General features: G+C 60.2%; 13 protein-coding genes and 1 pseudogene. 7 read left to right on the top strand and 7 right to left on the bottom strand.

The window, feature by feature from the left end; all coding sequences use genetic code 11:
• Positions 1–85 precede the first annotated feature (85 nt).
• Positions 86–898 carry an alpha/beta hydrolase gene (locus J2J98_RS05260; protein WP_207602526.1) on the top strand — a complete coding sequence of 271 codons (813 nt, stop codon included), beginning with the start codon at positions 86–88 and terminating at the stop codon, positions 896–898.
• Positions 899–1,094: 196 nt separating this feature from the next.
• Here J2J98_RS05260 and J2J98_RS05255 read toward each other — a convergent pair whose 3' ends face one another.
• Both J2J98_RS05255 and J2J98_RS30255 read right to left on the bottom strand, forming a co-directional pair.
• A complete protein-coding gene (locus J2J98_RS05255) occupies positions 1,095–1,445 on the bottom strand; it encodes an AraC family ligand binding domain-containing protein (protein ID WP_064706455.1) in 351 nt (116 codons plus the stop codon).
• A 376-nt stretch (positions 1,446–1,821) separates the two neighbouring features.
• Positions 1,822–2,082: pseudogene (locus J2J98_RS30255) on the bottom strand (transposase domain-containing protein); the annotation flags it as partial.
• 155 nt (positions 2,083–2,237) lie between these two features.
• Between J2J98_RS30255 and J2J98_RS05245 the strand changes: the two are divergent.
• A complete protein-coding gene (locus J2J98_RS05245) occupies positions 2,238–2,429 on the top strand; it encodes a DUF6494 family protein (RefSeq protein ID WP_207602525.1) in 192 nt (63 codons plus the stop codon).
• Between the two features lie 175 nt (positions 2,430–2,604).
• Here J2J98_RS05245 and J2J98_RS05240 read toward each other — a convergent pair whose 3' ends face one another.
• The 3 genes from J2J98_RS05240 to J2J98_RS05230 form a co-directional block, all read right to left on the bottom strand.
• On the bottom strand, positions 2,605–3,429 hold the full coding sequence (locus tag J2J98_RS05240) for a DUF2182 domain-containing protein (protein ID WP_092752245.1): 825 nt from the start codon (positions 3,427–3,429) through the stop codon (positions 2,605–2,607).
• 7 nt (positions 3,430–3,436) lie between these two features.
• On the bottom strand, positions 3,437–4,078 hold the full coding sequence (locus tag J2J98_RS05235; RefSeq protein WP_207602524.1) for a DUF1326 domain-containing protein: 642 nt from the start codon (positions 4,076–4,078) through the stop codon (positions 3,437–3,439).
• A gap of 264 nt (positions 4,079–4,342) precedes the next feature.
• Positions 4,343–6,124: an adenylate/guanylate cyclase domain-containing protein gene (locus tag J2J98_RS05230; protein ID WP_207602523.1), complete on the bottom strand. Its 1,782-nt coding sequence runs from the start codon at positions 6,122–6,124 to the stop codon at positions 4,343–4,345.
• A 446-nt stretch (positions 6,125–6,570) separates the two neighbouring features.
• Between J2J98_RS05230 and J2J98_RS05225 the strand changes: the two genes are divergently transcribed.
• Together J2J98_RS05225 and J2J98_RS05220 are read left to right on the top strand one after the other, a co-directional pair.
• Entirely contained in the window at positions 6,571–7,908 is a 1,338-nt protein-coding gene (locus J2J98_RS05225) for a TrkH family potassium uptake protein (RefSeq protein ID WP_281403614.1), read from the top strand.
• Positions 7,901–8,572 (top strand): potassium channel family protein, encoded by a 672-nt coding sequence (locus J2J98_RS05220; protein ID WP_205910740.1) that lies wholly within the window; start codon positions 7,901–7,903, stop codon positions 8,570–8,572. The genes J2J98_RS05225 and J2J98_RS05220 overlap by 8 nt, the downstream gene beginning before the upstream one ends.
• A gap of 422 nt (positions 8,573–8,994) precedes the next feature.
• On the opposite strand, the gene J2J98_RS05210 is transcribed toward J2J98_RS05220, so the two are convergent.
• Positions 8,995–10,956, bottom strand: a complete 1,962-nt coding sequence (locus tag J2J98_RS05210; RefSeq protein WP_207602522.1) for an elongation factor G — start codon at positions 10,954–10,956, stop codon at positions 8,995–8,997.
• 672 nt (positions 10,957–11,628) lie between these two features.
• Here J2J98_RS05210 and J2J98_RS05205 point away from each other — a divergent pair.
• The gene (locus tag J2J98_RS05205) at positions 11,629–11,904 is read left to right on the top strand and encodes a DUF4242 domain-containing protein (protein ID WP_138393711.1); all 276 of its coding nucleotides are present in this window, start codon (positions 11,629–11,631) and stop codon (positions 11,902–11,904) included.
• Between the two features lie 203 nt (positions 11,905–12,107).
• On the top strand, positions 12,108–13,892 hold the full coding sequence (locus J2J98_RS05200; protein ID WP_207602521.1) for an adenylate/guanylate cyclase domain-containing protein: 1,785 nt from the start codon (positions 12,108–12,110) through the stop codon (positions 13,890–13,892).
• 116 nt (positions 13,893–14,008) lie between these two features.
• On the opposite strand, the gene J2J98_RS05195 is transcribed toward J2J98_RS05200, so the two are convergent.
• A complete protein-coding gene (locus tag J2J98_RS05195; protein ID WP_207602520.1) occupies positions 14,009–14,755 on the bottom strand; it encodes a glucose 1-dehydrogenase in 747 nt (248 codons plus the stop codon).
• A 107-nt stretch (positions 14,756–14,862) separates the two neighbouring features.
• Here J2J98_RS05195 and J2J98_RS05190 point away from each other — a divergent pair, with 107 nt between their 5' ends.
• Entirely contained in the window at positions 14,863–15,207 is a 345-nt protein-coding gene (locus J2J98_RS05190) for an ArsR/SmtB family transcription factor (protein ID WP_207602519.1), read from the top strand.
• The last annotated feature ends 1,007 nt before the right edge of the window (positions 15,208–16,214 follow it).

The following is a 16,214-nucleotide window of genomic DNA, read 5'->3' as shown; positions in this document are numbered from 1 at the left end:
GCTATGCAGAGCACCCCACGCCGTGACGGGCCGCGGTTGCTGCAGAGCGTTCTGGCCATAGCCAAACCGGCGGGTAGATTCTGTCGTGAGCACCACAAGGTACTTGCTGATCTTGCCGCTGATGGCGGTCATCGCCTACTTGGCGATCGTGGCTCTGGTCTATTTTTCTCAGCGAGCCCTGCTTTATCCCGGCGCGGGCGCGACCCCTGCTGCGGAGCACGCGCCTTGGGGCGAGTCGGTCCGCGTCAAGACGCCCGACGGGCAGATGCTACTGGGACTATACAGCCAGGCTGACAGCGACAAGCCCTGCGTGCTCCTCTTTTTCGGAAACGGTGACCGCGTCGACAATTACGCGTTTCTCGCACAGGCGCTGGCCGCGCGCGGGATTGGATTGCTGGCCATTTCCTATCGCGGCTATCCCGGATCGACCGGCTCACCCAGTGAGCAGGGGCTGCTGACAGACGGAATGGCCGCATTCGATTGGCTTTCGGCACATGCCGGAAGCGAGATCGTCGTGCTGGGCCGGTCACTTGGCACCGGCGTTGCCGTGAATACGGCCGCGGAGAGGCCGGCCGCGGGCGTCATTCTTGTCTCTCCGTACCTGTCGGTTCTGTCGGTTGCGCAGAGGCACTATCCATACCTCCCTGCTCAGCTGCTTCTCAAGGATCCCTTCCGGTCGGACCTCCGCATAGGCAATGTGAGACAACCAAAGTTGTTCCTCCATGGAAGGCTTGATGACAGCATCCCGCTTTCGTCAGGGCAGGCGTTGTACGAGATCGCACCCGAGCCCAAGCAGATGTTGATCTATGACGACGCAGGTCACAACGATATCTTCAGCGACAGCATGGTCGGTGACCTGATCCGTTTTGTGGAAGCGCTGGCAGAAAACCGGCCTTGAAGCCCGTTACGGAGGCAAGGTCGCGACAGAGATGCAAAACCCTCGTTGCCGACAGACAGAGATCTTTGCATCCATCCGAGTGCGGTCAATCCGCAACCCCAATACCGGCACAGGCTACATCAGCCCTCGCCGCCGTAACCCCAAGCTGCGGAGATCCAACGAGGCGGCCGAGGAAAAGCATCTCGCTACCTTGCGGCTATGCATGCGCCGGGCGCCAGTGGGGATAGGTGACATAGGCGGTGACTGCGCCCTCCTCATGCGAGCGGATCGTCACGGTCTCGCCCTTCGGCATGTAGACGATCTCGCCCGGCCCGGCGCTGACGGTTCCCGCCTCTGTCGAAACCGAAAGCCGCCCTTCGAGAACGATCATGACATCGTCGACCGCCATGGTTTCAGTCAGGCTCTGGCCGGGCGCGTAGCGTCCGTAACCGATGGTGACCGGCCCGCCATGCCGCTCGTCGACGAGATTGCCGACGGAAATGTCGGCCTCCTGCCCCGGTGAACGCTCCAGCGAAGCGTCGGCGATCGTGAATTTCTGCATTTTCATCGTCATCCTCCATGCCGCCGGCATAGGTAACGCGGAAATCTCCTGCGCCAAGTCCGCAGCGTTTGGCGCGACAAGGTCAGAGTCTCTTACGGTGAGAGAACCGTGAAGGACGTCACCGTCAACATCAATGTGATCAAGAACTAAGGCGCGCTTGGGTGCAGAGGCGCCGGAGTTCGGCCGAGACGCACCCCCACCCTCCGTCATTCCAGGCCTTGAGCCTGGAATCCATGGCCGCAGCCGATCGAGCGTGTGAAGTGCGGGACCGTCCTAGGCCGATGATCATCACGCTTCTTATGACAATTGGTTCTTCGAACCTTCGACCCGAGCATCGATACCGATGTGGTTTCATTTGGTGCTTTGAAGGCAAGCACCTACGTCAGGAGCTATCCCCACGATGATGCCTACTTCGTGCTTGTAGCCAGAGATGCGTGACCGCAATGGGCCAACAGCAGCCGTTTGTCCGCCCTGGATAGTTCCACGGCATCAGTCCCTTGATTTGGCTCTGCTTGTGGCCATTGACGATAGAGGTGAGCGTGGCGGCCAAATACGCAAACGGATCGACGGAATTGAGCTTGCAGGTCTCGATCAGCGACGCGACGGTCGCCCAGTTCTCCGCTCCAGCATCGTGTCCGGCAAATGACCGCGCAGATCCGCCTCTATCCGATAAAGCTCGCCGATATTGCCGTCATCGCCCAAAACGTCAGAGCTCCCTGATGTACTTCACCAACTCGATAGCTTCCCCGACCACTTTCCTTCCGTTACAATCTCTTTCGGATGTAGAGGAGTTCCGCCATGAGCGAAGACGCCTTCAATATGTCGATCCGCAAGTTCCTAAAGGAAGTCGGCGTGACCTCGCAGCGTAAGATCGAGGAGACGGTGCGTAACGGGCAAATCGACGGCAAGAAGCTGAAAGTTCGCATGACGCTGACGGCCGAAGGCAGCGGCCTCAACCACGTGGTGGAGGGTGAGATAGAACTTCCATAGGCCGGGGAATTGATTAAGTGACGTCGACCGGCCGTCGGCGCCCTCGATTTGATGCTCGCTCGCGGCTGCTTTGCTAGAGTTGGAAGAACTAGAGCCGAGCAACAGGATTTTTGAATCCACTCTACGCGACAACTTGAACTAAGGCCCGATGCTGATGACGAGATTCCAGCCGTCGCTAGGTCCACATCAGATCAGCGAAAGATGTCGTGAGAAGAGCCATCCCGGCTATGACCAGCACCGCCGCCATGATGCGGGAGACGTTCTTTCCGGCAGGAGCGAGCTTCTCCACGGCTACATAGACTGCGATGGCGGCGATCCACCAGATGTTCATGATCCCGCCCACGAACAAAAGCATCATCAATGCCCAGCAGCAACCGATGCAAAATCGACCGTGGACCAGGCCCATGCGGAATGCAGCGGCCCTGCCCGTGCGGCGATGGCGGATGAGCGCCTCGACTGGACCTCGGCAGTGATCGAGGCATGCGGCTTTGACGGGCGAAAGTTGATACAGCCCGGCGCCGATGAGGACTGCCGCGGCCAAATAGCTGGTCGCAAGGTTCATATACATGGCGGACATCAAGCCGCTTGCGGCAAGAACACCTTGAACCGAGGTCGCCACAAGGCTGAACGCGGCCCACATTGCCAGGTAGCCGGCAAGAAATTCGAGCGCCCCCCGCGCGCCACGGTCTCGATGAAGCGCTCCATAGAGCAGGATGGTCGGCGCCGCGCTCGGCACCATCATGGCGACCATCATCAGCCACCACATGGCGAAAACGATCACACCATAGCGCACCGACCACGCTTGGGGGCTGATCATGTCGTCGGTGCCCGCAAGCAGCGCCCCGCCGGGTCCGGTCTCGACGGACATCTCCACGGGAGACATGCCCGTCCGCGCTCCGTCGAGGATGTACCAGGCGGACAGGGCAACGCAGAGCGCTAGCGACACAACCACGATGGCCCGGTCGCGTCCGAGGATACGTTCGACTGTTGGCTGCGCCATGGGTTTCTCAGGCGGCGTGTTCGATGACGCCCTGGCCGTTCATGTAGACCCGGCAGATATGGGCGTGGCTATCCTTGTTGTTTTCGAGCGACATCATGCCGAATGTCCTGGTCGTGCCGCTGGCAATCTCCGCCACCCGGTATTCGAAGCCATGCGGCAAGTTGATGCGGGCGCGGTGTTCGGCTCCGGTGACGGGATTACGGATAGGCTGGATGTCCATTTCGAAGACATCGAGGACCCGGACATGGCCCGTCCGCTTCTCGACGTCGACCTCCAGATCGATCGGCTTGGTCAAAACGTCGAGCTTGTTCGGAGACATCTTGCTGAACACCCAGAACATGGTAGCCATATCCTCGGTGTCGCCGCCGGAGACGATGGTCGCGACGGCGTCGCGTTGTGCCGGAGTGGCACTTGAATCCACGATCAGTTGGACCGTCCCGTTCCCGAAATGGATCGGACCAGGCCATTTGGCGGTGAACGCCATCTTCACGCCGTCCAGCCTGACGTCGCCGTAGAAACCCGACTTGATGGCCAATCCCACCGCAGCCTCGCAGTTACCGTTCGTCGGCAGCGAGTTGAACTGACAGGGGCATCCGGAGCTGCAATTGCAATTGGTGACCGCAAGCGCATCGATCTCCCAAGGCGTCATGACAAAGCCTCCCCCGCTGATCCGAATGACCGCTAATAAAGATATCACTAATTTAATGTTCGCGGTAGGGTATGACGATCACCGGCGCGCAGGAAGAGATGTGTGCGCTGCCGTCGGAAGTTGGCTCTTCTCCAGACCTGGTACGAGTTCACGAGGCGCAGGCGGTCGCCCGCCGCCGATACCCATTGCCATTGAACGCGCGGGACATGACGCTCCCGAAGGGGGCCGTCAAGGCCAATCTTCCAGGTGGACGCTGCGCTTGTCCTAGCTGCTTCTTGCGGCTCCAGTCTTCGAAAGAGCGCGGTCTGTCGCACCCGCCCTGACGAGCCCTTCCCGCATGTGCTGCACATTGGAATCCTGCGCGTAATGCAGGGTGGAAAGAAAAGTCTCAACGTCGAAATCCGACGCGAGTGCTCGCACCTTCTTCAAATGGGAGAGCGCGCTGTCGGAGTCGCCACGCCAGCCGTGGCAGGCCGCGGCAAAGGCATGCTGTTCATGATCCATCGTCGACAAGCGCTTGAACGCCTCGAGCGCCTCGTCGTACTGTCGAGCTGCGAAATGGGCCTTTGCCAGGTGGCTCCAAAAGCGTTCGGGATGATGAGGGTTGAGCCGCATCGCCTTGCGGATCCAGTCCATGCCCTCTTCCGGCCGCCCGAGCCAGGTAAGAAGTTCACCTTGCTGCACGACGACCAAGTCGTAATTCGGATTGAGGGAAAGAGCCCTTTCCTGATGATATTGCGCCTCCGAAAGCTGGTTGCTGCTGACGCGGACTGCGGCGAGAATGCGGTGCACGTCGGCATCGTTGTCGTCGAGAGCCAGTGCCTTGTCGAGTTCGCTAGTCACCTGCTCCCAGGTGGCGTCCTTGTCTTCGCACCAGCCGTGCACCCACGCCTGGCCAAGGATGCACGCTCGCCACGCATGGGCGTGGGCGTATCCAGGGTCGAGTGCGATTGCTTTGTCGATGAAGGCCTGGGCCTTCAAATTGTCCTCGGCTGTGCTTCGGTGATGTAAGACCTTCGCGGCAAGGGCACATTCATAGGCGACCATGTTCGACGGCTTCATCCTGGACAGGTGGTCGCGCTGGGCCGCCTCGACGCGTCCGGGAAGTGTGGCCGCGATTGAGGCCGTCACCTCATCCTGAATGGCAAAGACGTCGTCGAGCTTACGATCATACTTGTTGGCCCAGATATGTGTGTCGTTGACCGCATCGATCAACTGAACGGTGACGCGCAGCCGGTCTCCGATCTTTCGCACGCTGCCTTCTACAAGGTACTGGACTCCGAGCTTCTCGGCGACTTCACGGACATTGGTCGATTTATCCTTGTAAACGAAGCTGGAATTTCGGGAAATCACGAAGAGCTCGTGGTGGCGAGAGAGTTCCGTGATGATGTCCTCAGTCAGGCCGTCGGCGAAGAACTCCTGATCGGGATCACCGCTCATGTTGTCGAACGGCAGCACCACGATTGATGGCTTGGTGTTCGTACGTCGCCTCTGAGACGTTTCTTTCACCGCCGGGTGAGCAGCAATTTCCTCATCGATGCCGATGCGATAGAGCCGCACCGGGCGGCTGATGTTCTTGAGCACCTTTTCGCCCAAGTCTTCGATCGATACTTCGAGCCGATCGGCGATCTGCGCCGCAACCGCCGCTGTGATGCAAATGCCGCCGACGTCGGCGAGCTGTTCGACCCGAGAGGCGATATTCACTCCATCGCCAAAGATATCGCCGTCGTCGAATATGATGTCACCAACATTTATGCCAATCCTGAACTCGATCCGCCGGTCCGTGGCGACATCGGAGTTGCGCCGCTTCATGCGCTGCTGTATTTCGACGGCACAACGCACCGCGTCACTCACGCTTTGAAACTCGACCAGCATACCGTCGCCCGTCGTCTTGATGATACGACCATCGTTCTTGGCGACCGCTGGATCAATCAATTCAATTCGATGGGTCCGCAGGCGGGCAAGCGTGCCTGCCTCGTCGGCTTCCATGAGTCGGCTGTAACCCGCCATATCGAGCGCCAGAACTGCAGCGAGCTTCTGTCTCATGGAAGCACCAAGGGTAACGCATCGGCCAGACCGCAACATTTTAGCGGAATATGATGCGATCTCCTATCGAAATTGGCGTTCCTTCATGTTCGAGGCGACATCGACGCCGTCAGCGCCTGGCAGGAAGCGAAAGCTTGCGCCGGTCCTCCTGACCGACGGAAACAATGCCCAGAGTGCTGTTTTTCGTCTGCTCCGTCACTTCGAGTTGGACAGGGCGCTTTGCCTTCTTCTGAATGAAGAATGCGCGAACTCTGATCGGCTATCCAACCACAGTTCCTCGACTGTTGGCGTGACGAGGTCCCATATACGGTGCTTGCTATCGATGGAAGTAGGAGCGCCAGCCCAATCATTTGTGCAATCGCCTCTTTTGCCCGCGCCCAGCTCGCTGTAGGAGTGTCCTGCCGCGAACGGCCATATTGGGGTGAAGACCCTTCGGACAAACAGAGGTGAATGTGCCGCAATCGATTCGACATCCCGCTCGAATGGTACCGATTGCTTTCCTGGCCGCCATCGCGATAGGCACACTGCTTCTGATGCTGCCGATCTCTCGCAGCGGACCGGCCGGCGCGCCATTCCTCTCCGCCCTGTTCACGGCGACCTCGGCCGTTTGCGTGACAGGCCTCATCGTCCACGACACGCCCAATTATTGGTCCGGCTTCGGACAGGGTGTCATTCTCGCGCTGATCCAGGTCGGCGGTTTCGGCATCATGACTGGGGCAACTCTCCTTGGGCTGCTGGTCACAAAGAGACTCCGGCTGTCAAATCTCTTGGTGGCGCAAGCCGAAACCCGGAGTTCAGGGCTTGGCGATGTCAAGAGCGTGCTGCGGCTGATCTTGACCGTTACTCTCGCTGTGGAGGCGGTTACCGCACTGGTCCTCATCCTCCGCTTCCATTTCGGCTACGGGCTCCCTTGGCTGGAAAGCCTCTGGCACGGCCTCTTCCAATCGATCTCCGCTTTCAATAATGCGGGCTTTTCCACCTTTTCGGACAACTTGATGGGTTTTACGGGGGATGTGGCAATCCTTGGTCCCATTATGCTCGCAGTGGTCATTGGCGGCCTGGGTTTCCCCATTCTCTTCGAACTGCCGCAGGGTGTGCGCGATCCCTCGCGATTTTCCGTTCACGCCAAGATCACGCTTGTCGGCACCGCTATCCTGCTCATAGTCGGATTTGTTGCGGTTGCCGCCTATGAGTGGGCCAATCCGGCAACTCTGGGCCCGATGAGCTTGCCCGACAAATTGCTCAACGCCATGACCCATTCGGTGATGACACGCACCGCCGGCTTCAACTCGGTCGACGTGGGCAAGATGACCACCGAGACGCTGACGCTGAGCAACGCACTGATGCTGATTGGCGGCGGAAGCGCCGGCACGGCGGGCGGGATCAAGGTCACGACCTTCATGCTTCTCGGTGTCGTCGTCTGGGCTGAAATCCGCGGAGATGCGGACTCGAACATATTCCGGCGCAGGATCGGCCGGCATGTGCAGCGGCAGGCGCTTACCGTGGTTCTCCTGGCGCTCGGTGCCATTGGAGCCGGCGTGCTTTTCGTCCTGAGCGTCACGCATTTTTCCCTTGAAGCCGTCCTGTTCGAGGTCATCTCGGCCTTCGCTACCGTCGGCCTCTCCACCGGCATCACCGCCGATCTTCCGCCATCGGCGCAATTGGTGATCGTCGCCTTGATGTTCGTCGGAAGGGTTGGCACCATAACGGTGGCGAGCGCCCTGGCGCTCAAGGAAAGATATGTCCCCTACCGCTATCCAGAGGAGCGCCCAATCGTTGGCTAAAAATACGGCTTTCACGGGTGACGGCGTCGTTGTCATCGGCCTTGGCCGTTTCGGAACTGCCGTCGCGCAGTCCCTCGTCCACCTTGGGCACGACGTCCTCGCCATGGACGAAAGCGCCCAGCTGGTGCAAGACTGGTCCCATCGGCTGACCCACGTCGTCGAGGCAGACAGCACGAATGCCGACACGTTGAGAAAGCTCGGCTTACAGGATTTCGCCCATGCGGTAGTCGCGATCGGGACCGACATCGAAGCGAGTGTGCTGACGGTCCTGGCGCTCTCCGAGCTTGGCGTGCCTGATATATGGGCGAAGGCGTTAAGCCCGAACCACGGACGAATTCTCGAGCGAACCGGAGCACACCACGTCGTCTATCCGGAAGCGGCCATGGGCGAGCGTGTTGCCCATCTGGTGACGGGAAAGATGATCGATTTCATTGAGTTTGATGACGGCTTCGCAATTGTGAAGACCACCGCGCCTGCCGAAGCAACGGGAAAGACGCTGAGCGAGTCGGGGGTGCGCACGAAGCACGGGGTGACCGTGGTGGGGGTGAAGAGGCCTCATCAGGACTTCACCTATGCGACGCAAGACACGATGGTCGAGCGGGGCGACCTGCTGATCGTCTCTGGACCAACTGCCATGGTCGAGAAGTTCGCAGCATTGAAATGACCGAATGCTTGTTCAGGATGAGAACCGAACGGTGCGGGGCCTGACGAGCTGTCAAGGGATAGCGTCGATCTGAGTTGCGTGTCTCCCTGACAGCCGCTTCTGGCGCAAAGCGGTCATATTGCTGCTCTTGAGCGGACTCGAACCAGCGATCCTGAAGAAACGAGTCCCTGCTCCCCCGAAATCAATGAGTTAAGGCGACATCGACGCCGTCAGCAACGCCATCGAGCTGGCCCGGAGCAACGGACAGCCCGAAGGCCGGATCAACCGCCTCAAGACCCTCAAGCGCGCAATGTATGGTCGGGCAGCTCCCGAACTGCCGAGGGCACGAATGCTGCCACCGCTCCACCCAAAGAGAGGAAGAACCCGGTTAACTCAACGACATGAGCCCATTCCACGAACGAGCATGAAGTGGCGCGAATGTTTCAGTGTGCGACGCCTTGTTCCTCGTGTGCCCTCACGATGGCGTCCGCTTCCTTGCCGTATAGCTCCTCGAAGTGATCGAAGGTCTTGGAAAAGTAACCGATGCCCTGCGTCGCCGAGCGCAGAGCCCGCGCCAGATCGTCAAGTGCGCCGCCGGGAATAAGTGCCCGGAAGATGTCCCATCCCTTGGCGGTTTCATCCCGGTCGAAGCCGAGAACCTGACCCTTGAGAGCGGAGACGATCTGGACGAGGCTGCCGGAATAGATCGACGGAATGTGAATTTCGCTGCGGAAGACCGGCTGCATTAAAACGGCCGACCCTTCGGAAAGCGCCTGCCGCACTCCCATTCTCGACGCAGTCCTGAAGGCGTGTTCCGAACTGTCGACAGCATGGTGCTGTCCATCGAACAGCGTTACGCCGACATCAATGACCTGGAAGCCGAGCGGCCCTTTCTCCATCGCTTCGCGCGCGCCTGCTTCGACGGCAGGGATGTAGTTGCGCGGAACGACGCCACCCTTGACGGTTTCGCTGAAGGTGAAGCCCCGGCCGCGCTCGTTGGGACGAATGCTCAGCTTCACATCCGCGAATTGCCCGGCACCGCCGGTCTGTTTGCGATGCCGGTAGTGAACCTCGGACGGCTTCGCGATTGTCTCGCGGTAGATCGGCCTGGGCGTTCGATCGGTTACCTCGATGTGGAAGACGTCGGACAGGGTTCGGCAGAGATCGCGCAGATGTATCGGGCCCTGGGCGCGGACGAGCTGGGCGCCCGTGCCTTCCTCCTGCAAAACGACAAGACCGCGATCCGTCTCGGAAAGTTTTGCCAGCGTTTCGGAGAGCTTGTTTTCATCGCGTTCGCTGCCCGGGACCAGGATCCTTTCAAGCATCGGCGTGGGTGGCTCGGTCCATTCGGGCGGGGCGACCGTCGCGTTTGATGTCAACAGCGACGGGACGGTCAAGTGGTCGGACTTGACCGTTGCGAAGACATCCCCCGGTGCAGGCGTGATCGCCGAGCTGGACCGTCCGTTTGCGGGATCCTGCACGGCGCCGAGGCTGGAGCCGCCCAGTGACGCGCCTTGCCGCAGTCCCTCACCAAACGCACGCACCAGCACCGTCTTGCCGATATTCTGACGATGATAGGCATGGAAGCTCACGGCGGTCAGCTTGTTTTCATCGACATTGCCCGCACGAGCCAGTCGCTGCCGAAGAGCCGTGACCTGCGGCGCCTCGTGGCGCAACGCCTTCATCAACCTCATCATGCCGTTGCCATGGCTTGCGGCACCGATCAGGACTGGAATGATCCGGTTTTCCCTGAGAACCCGTGACGAAATGGCATAGAGCGCGTCGCTGGGTGGCTCGCGATCTTCGATCAGCTCCTCAAGAAGCCAATCGTCGAATTCGGACAGGTGTTCCAAAAGCTCGGTGCGCGCCTCATGCTCGCGTTCAGCGGCGCTTTCCGGGATTGCGATCAGCGCCGAAGTCTGGCCTTCCCGGTATTGCCACGCCCGTTCTGAAATGAGATCGCAGCTCCCCACGATCCTGTCCCCCTCGCGGATCGGGATCTGTCGAAGCAGAAGAGTATGGTTTGCATAGTCCTGAAGCGCCGCGATCACATCCCTTAGCCGTCCTCTCGGTTCGTCGATTCGATTGACGAAGAGGATGCAAGGCGTCTCCGATGCCTCGATTATGCGCAGATAGGGCGCGGCGAGCACAGCTTCCTCGGGAGCCGGAGAAACGCACAGGATGCAGGCGTCGCTGGCAAGAAGCGCGTGCTGCACATGCGCCAACGCTTCGTTCGGTCCTGGCGCATCCAGCGCGCACCACGCCTCGTTTCCAAAGGTGAATTCTGTGAGGTTCAGTCCATAAGGGGAGCTGGATTTTCTCGGCGCCCCCTCCAACGAGCCGAGCTTTTCCACGACTGTCGATTTTCCGGTCTGCGAAGGTCCAAGCACGGTAAAGCAGCGCATCGGCATTCCTCCAACTGCCATAAACACAATTTTCAGCCATCATAGGATGCCCTGAACCGCTGCAAGGCGCCAGAGGTGTTCAGTTTCACAAAACGCTTTGACCTGAAGACCTAGGAACTGTTCTCGAATTGCCAGCGGGGCCGACTCGGCGGTCATCCCCGCCCCTTCAGGAACCAGTCCTCGGCTGTCATCGGCTCTTCGCGACGGGCCGCAAGCGCTGCCTGGTCGCTTCGCGACGTTCAAGGCACGACCGATCCAGGCGTCGTCATCGTGCATTCGGGAACATTCGCCGAAGTGGCAGCCCACCCGGATTGGCAGATCGTTCGCCTGGCCGGCTGTCAGGTGACGCCGCCGTTGCTTCCAACAGGCGATGAGTTTCAGGAGAAATGGACGACTACATCAGCAGATTCTAATAGATAAAGATGCCCGTCGCCTGTAAACTTCTCGTGCCGTCGCCCGTATTGGCTGGCAAGCGTCTGAGACAGGTAAAGATATTCTGAAATCGCGCTCGTGATCGTGTCGCGCGAAACCGTGTTTCAACGCGCTGAGTGTCGGACGAGGTCTGTGAATACGGCGGCAAAATAGATGTCGGTTCGCAACGGCCGGAAGTCAAAGCGAACGCGCGGCATGTCCAAACGCATGTTGTCATCGCTCAACACAGGGACAATCGTCATGCCACAGTATATGGTCGAAAGACACCTGCCAGGAATCACTCCCGATCAGCTCAGTGCGGCGGCATCCCGCGCGAAAAATGTCACTGCCGAGATGACCAGGCAGGGTAAGCCGGTGCGCTATCTGCGCTCGACATTCGTACCCGCCGAGGAACGATCATTCTGCCTGTTCGACGCTTCGTCGGAGCAGGAAGTGAAGGAGGCAAACGAACGCGCCGAAATCCCGCTGGTGAGAATTACCGAAGTCAAGCACATCTCGGCCGACGAAGTGGACTAGCGCATCCGGCGCGACAGAGCGCATATGTTGCGGCACCGCGTCCGGCCAGCCAAGGCCTTGAGCCCTTCCGGACTGGCTGAACCGCTTGTTGCTCCGTTGCTATCACCAAGAGGACAAGTTTGGCTGCGGGAGTTTTTGCTGGGGCAGCCGTTGCCCGCTGGCCAAGTCGCTGCGCTAGATTGCTCGCAGAGCACTCGGAGTCTGTGTATAATCTCGATCAAAAGGGGATGGGGTTGCCGACGGATCGGGCCAAACGCAGGCTCTGCGCCATTTTCGCCGCCGATGTGGCTGGCTATAGCCGCCTCATGGGAATCGATGAGGAGGGGACGCTTACTCGGCTGACAATGCATCGCCGCGACGACGTTGATCCTACCATCAGGCGAAACGGCGGCAGCATTGTCAAAGCCACAGGTGACGGTTTGCTGGCGCAGTTTACGAGCGCAGTTGATGCAGTTCGGTGCGCGGTCGAAGTTCAGGCTCTTATGGCGAACTGTAACGCCAGTGAACCCGTGGAGTCGCGGATAGATTTTCGGATCGGCATCAATGTCGGGGATGTTGTAGAGCAGGACGGCGACATTTTCGGCGACGGCGTCAACATCGCCGCACGGTTGGAAGGCATCGCCGAACCGGGTGGCATCTGCGTGTCGGCCCGCGTGCGGGAAGACGTAGCCGGAAGAGTTGACTGCACCTTCGAAGACATGGGCGATCAGACGCTGAAGAACATCGCCCAGCCAGTCCATGTTTTCAGGATGCGAGTTGCGCACCCTTCAATGACCGGCCGAGCCGCGCAGGCCACATCGCGCGAAAGGCCATCGATCGCTGTCCTGCCGTTCGAGAACATGAGCGGTGACCCGGACCAGGAGTATTTCGGGGACGGTATCACTGAAGACATTATCACTGCATTGTCGAAGGCGCGAGGCTTCTTCGTTATCGCGCGCAATTCGACCTTCGCTTACAAAGGCAAGGTGCTAAGTAGCCGTCAAGTCGCTCGTGAACTCGGTGTTCGCTATGTGCTGGGAGGCAGCGTGCGCAAGTCAGGTGATCGGCTGCGAGTGACTGGCCAACTCGTCGACGCGACCAGCGACAACCACATCTGGGCGGAGCACTACGATCGGCTCACCGCCGACATCTTTGCGCTGCAGGATGAGATCACTGCCAGTGTCGTCGCCACGATTGAGCCGCAGCTCTACGCTGCCGAAAATCTTCGGCTTCAGACCAAGCCCCCGGAGAGCCTCGACGCTTGGGGGTGCGTCGTGCGAGCAATGCCCTACATCTGGACCTGGGTTTCCCAGAACGACGACACAGGTATCACCCTACTCAAGCGAGCTATCGAACTTGATGCCGGCTATGCGCGGGCGCACAGTCTGCTGGCCTGGATTTTCGCCACCAGAGTCGCGCTCGGCAATATGGATTTCGGGCGCGGGGTATCGGAAGGCTTGATTCTTGCCCAGCGCGCGATCGATCTCGATCCGGACGATCCCTGGGGACATCTGGCCGCCGCCTATGTCTTCACCTTGTCGCGGCGCTTTGGCCCCGCTGTTGAAGAGCTAAATGAAGCGTTGCAGCGCAACCCGTGTTTCGCATTGGCACGAGTCATTCTGGCCGTTACCTACGCTTATGCAGGTCTTGCGGAGGAAGGTTTCCGCGAACTAAAGATTGCCAATCGATTGAGCCCCCGCGACTTCGCCCAACCCGCCAATCTCTCGATCGAAGGCCTGTGCCATCTTATCGCGGGCCGCTACGTGGACGCGGTCAATGCCGAGCGTCGGGCTGTTCAACTCCGGCCTGACTACGGTACAGCCTGGCGAACCCTGACTGCAGCCGCTGGCCTCGCGGGTGACGCTGAGCTGGCGCGACAGGGTCTCGCCGAGTGCAGGCGATTGCAGCCGAACGTCAGTATCGCTTGGGTCGAGAAATATCACCCACTGATCCGGGTTGAAGACCGTGCCCGATATATCGAGGGCTTGCGGATCGCGGGGCTCGATTAGGGCACGTTCGCTGCAATATTGATCGAATGCTGGTCGGCCCCGAGGACGACGGAGGGTGGCTGGACCCGTATCCGAGTATGCGCGCGCTCAAGAAGCGCGCGCTTTTCACTTACATCTCAGCGGTAACCGCCGCTGGCTACCAGACGTTCGCCGGTCAGCCAGCGGGCGTCGTCGGAGGCGAGGAAGACCGCGACGTCGGCGATATCATCGGGCTGGCCGATGCGGCCGAGCGGCGTCTGGGCGGCGATGCTCTGCTCGAGATCCGAGCCGATGACGCCGGCCGAGTGCGTCCCCTCGGTCTCGATCATGCCTGGCAGGATGGCGTTGACGCGGATCTTGCGCGGGCCGAGCTCCTTGGCCAGCACGCTGTTGATGCCTTCGACGGCGCCCTTGGTGCCGGTGTAGACGGCGGTGGCCGGCAGCCCCAGGCTGGTGACCACCGAGGAGATGTTGATGACGCTGCCGCCCTCGCCGAGATGCTTGACCGCCGCCTGGGTGGTCAGGAGAACACCGAGAACATTGATGTCGAAGATGCGGCGATACTGCTCCTCGGTCACCTCGTCGATCGGTGCGAATTCATAGACGCCCGAATTGTTGACCAGCACGTCGAGCTTGCCGAATTCCTTGACCGCGGCATCGACCAGTCCCTGCGCCTGCTCGGCCTTGGAAACGTCGCCCTGGACCGCGATAGCCTTGCCGCCCTTGGCGCTGATCGCCTCCACCACGGCATCGGCTCCCGCCCTGCTCGAGGCGTAATTGACCACCACTTGCGCCCCCTCTGCTGCGAGCGCCTTTGCGATCGCGGCGCCGATGCCTTTGGACGCCCCGGTTACGACTGCGACCTTCCCTGTGAGCTTAGCCATCTCTTGTTCCTTCTGATCCGGACAGCCGCCGGAATTGGCAGCTTCGTTCCGTAGTTCAGAAATTCGGAACTGTTGATCTCGATGTCAAGTGGGACTATATAAAATTCATGAGACCGCTCTTTCACCCAGCCCTGGAGGACATAAAGCCCGAGGCAATCCTCTATGCGCTGTCCGATCCCGAGCGCGTCGCGATATTCGCCAAGCTCGCCGGCACCGCCTGCGGCGGGACCTGTTCTGCGCTGGCTGACCTCGGTGACCGCATCATTCCAAAATCGTCGCTATCGAACCATTTCAAGGTGCTGCGCGAATCCGGCCTGATCCGCAGCGAGCGCCAGGGCGTGGAGATGCGCAACCAGACCCGCTGCGCGGAGCTCGACGAGCGCTTTCCCGGCCTGGTCAGGGCGATTCTGACGGCTTACGGACAGCTTCCCGAGCAACTGAAGACGGATTGACCGCCCCTAGAACAGAATGCTTCCGCATGGAGGCTCGCCTGCGTCCTCGGACAAGCCCCGGGGACGGAGACCTGTCGTCCGTTATAAGGTTTTGGCAGGAACCTATAACTCTGATGAGAAGTGAGCGACGAGGACTTCGCCAAGCGACGGGAAATGGAAAGGCGACTGGAGCTCACTCGCTATCGCGCGACAATGTGGCATCGCTCCAGTCCTATCCGCGCGCCCGCTCGATCTTTCCGCAGGCCTATCGCAGCCTGACGACCACTCCGCGCTTCCTGTTTTCCCGGCGGTGAAAACATGAGGGGATGCGGGGTTTTGCGCTGGAGCTGCCGGGCGCACCGTTCAAATCTCTCTGAAGCGCGTCGCATCCAAAATGTTCAGCCGGCTCGGGAACAACGGGCTTTGCCGATCGTAAGTATTATGGGCCGTGCGGAGGTGCTTACAACGCAGCCATGCACTTCGATACTCTGTGCGGCCCACTCCAGTCAAAGCCAGGGCGCGTCCATATGTTTGGAGGCGCCCACATCCCTTGCCCAGTTCTGATCGGCATCGCGATTGGAGCGGCAAAAACACCCGCCCCGACCTCCGTCATCCCATGCCTTGAGCCTGGGATCGATGCCCGGAGTTGGAGGTCGGCGTGGATCCCAGGGTCAAGCCCTGGGATGACGGAGGGTGGGGTTGGCCTTGTGCCCAACGCACCGCCGGTGCGGCTTGCGCCGCTTTTGCCGCAGTTGCCGCCGGTGAAGCGTGTGAGGCGCGGCTTTTGGCGTGGTACCGCCGGCCAGCGTGAGGGCCGCCTTTGCCGTAACGTCATCGCGCCGATGCCGCCTATCTCTCCCGGCACCACCTCTCCTCCGTCATCCCAGGGCTTGACCCTGGGATCCATGCGGGCGAGGCACTGCGTGCCGACGGTGTGCGACGGAAACAACTGCAGCCGCGTGCATGGCTGTGGATCCCAGGGTCAAGCCCTGGGATGACGGAGTGTGGCGTTGGCCTTGTTGCCCAAC

Origin of the sequence: Rhizobium bangladeshense, from assembly GCF_017357245.1 — a bacterium.
In the GTDB taxonomy this organism is placed as follows: domain Bacteria; phylum Pseudomonadota; class Alphaproteobacteria; order Rhizobiales; family Rhizobiaceae; genus Rhizobium; species Rhizobium bangladeshense.
Note: the sequence above shows the minus strand (reverse complement) of the source record. Positions and strands in the feature narration are given on the sequence as shown.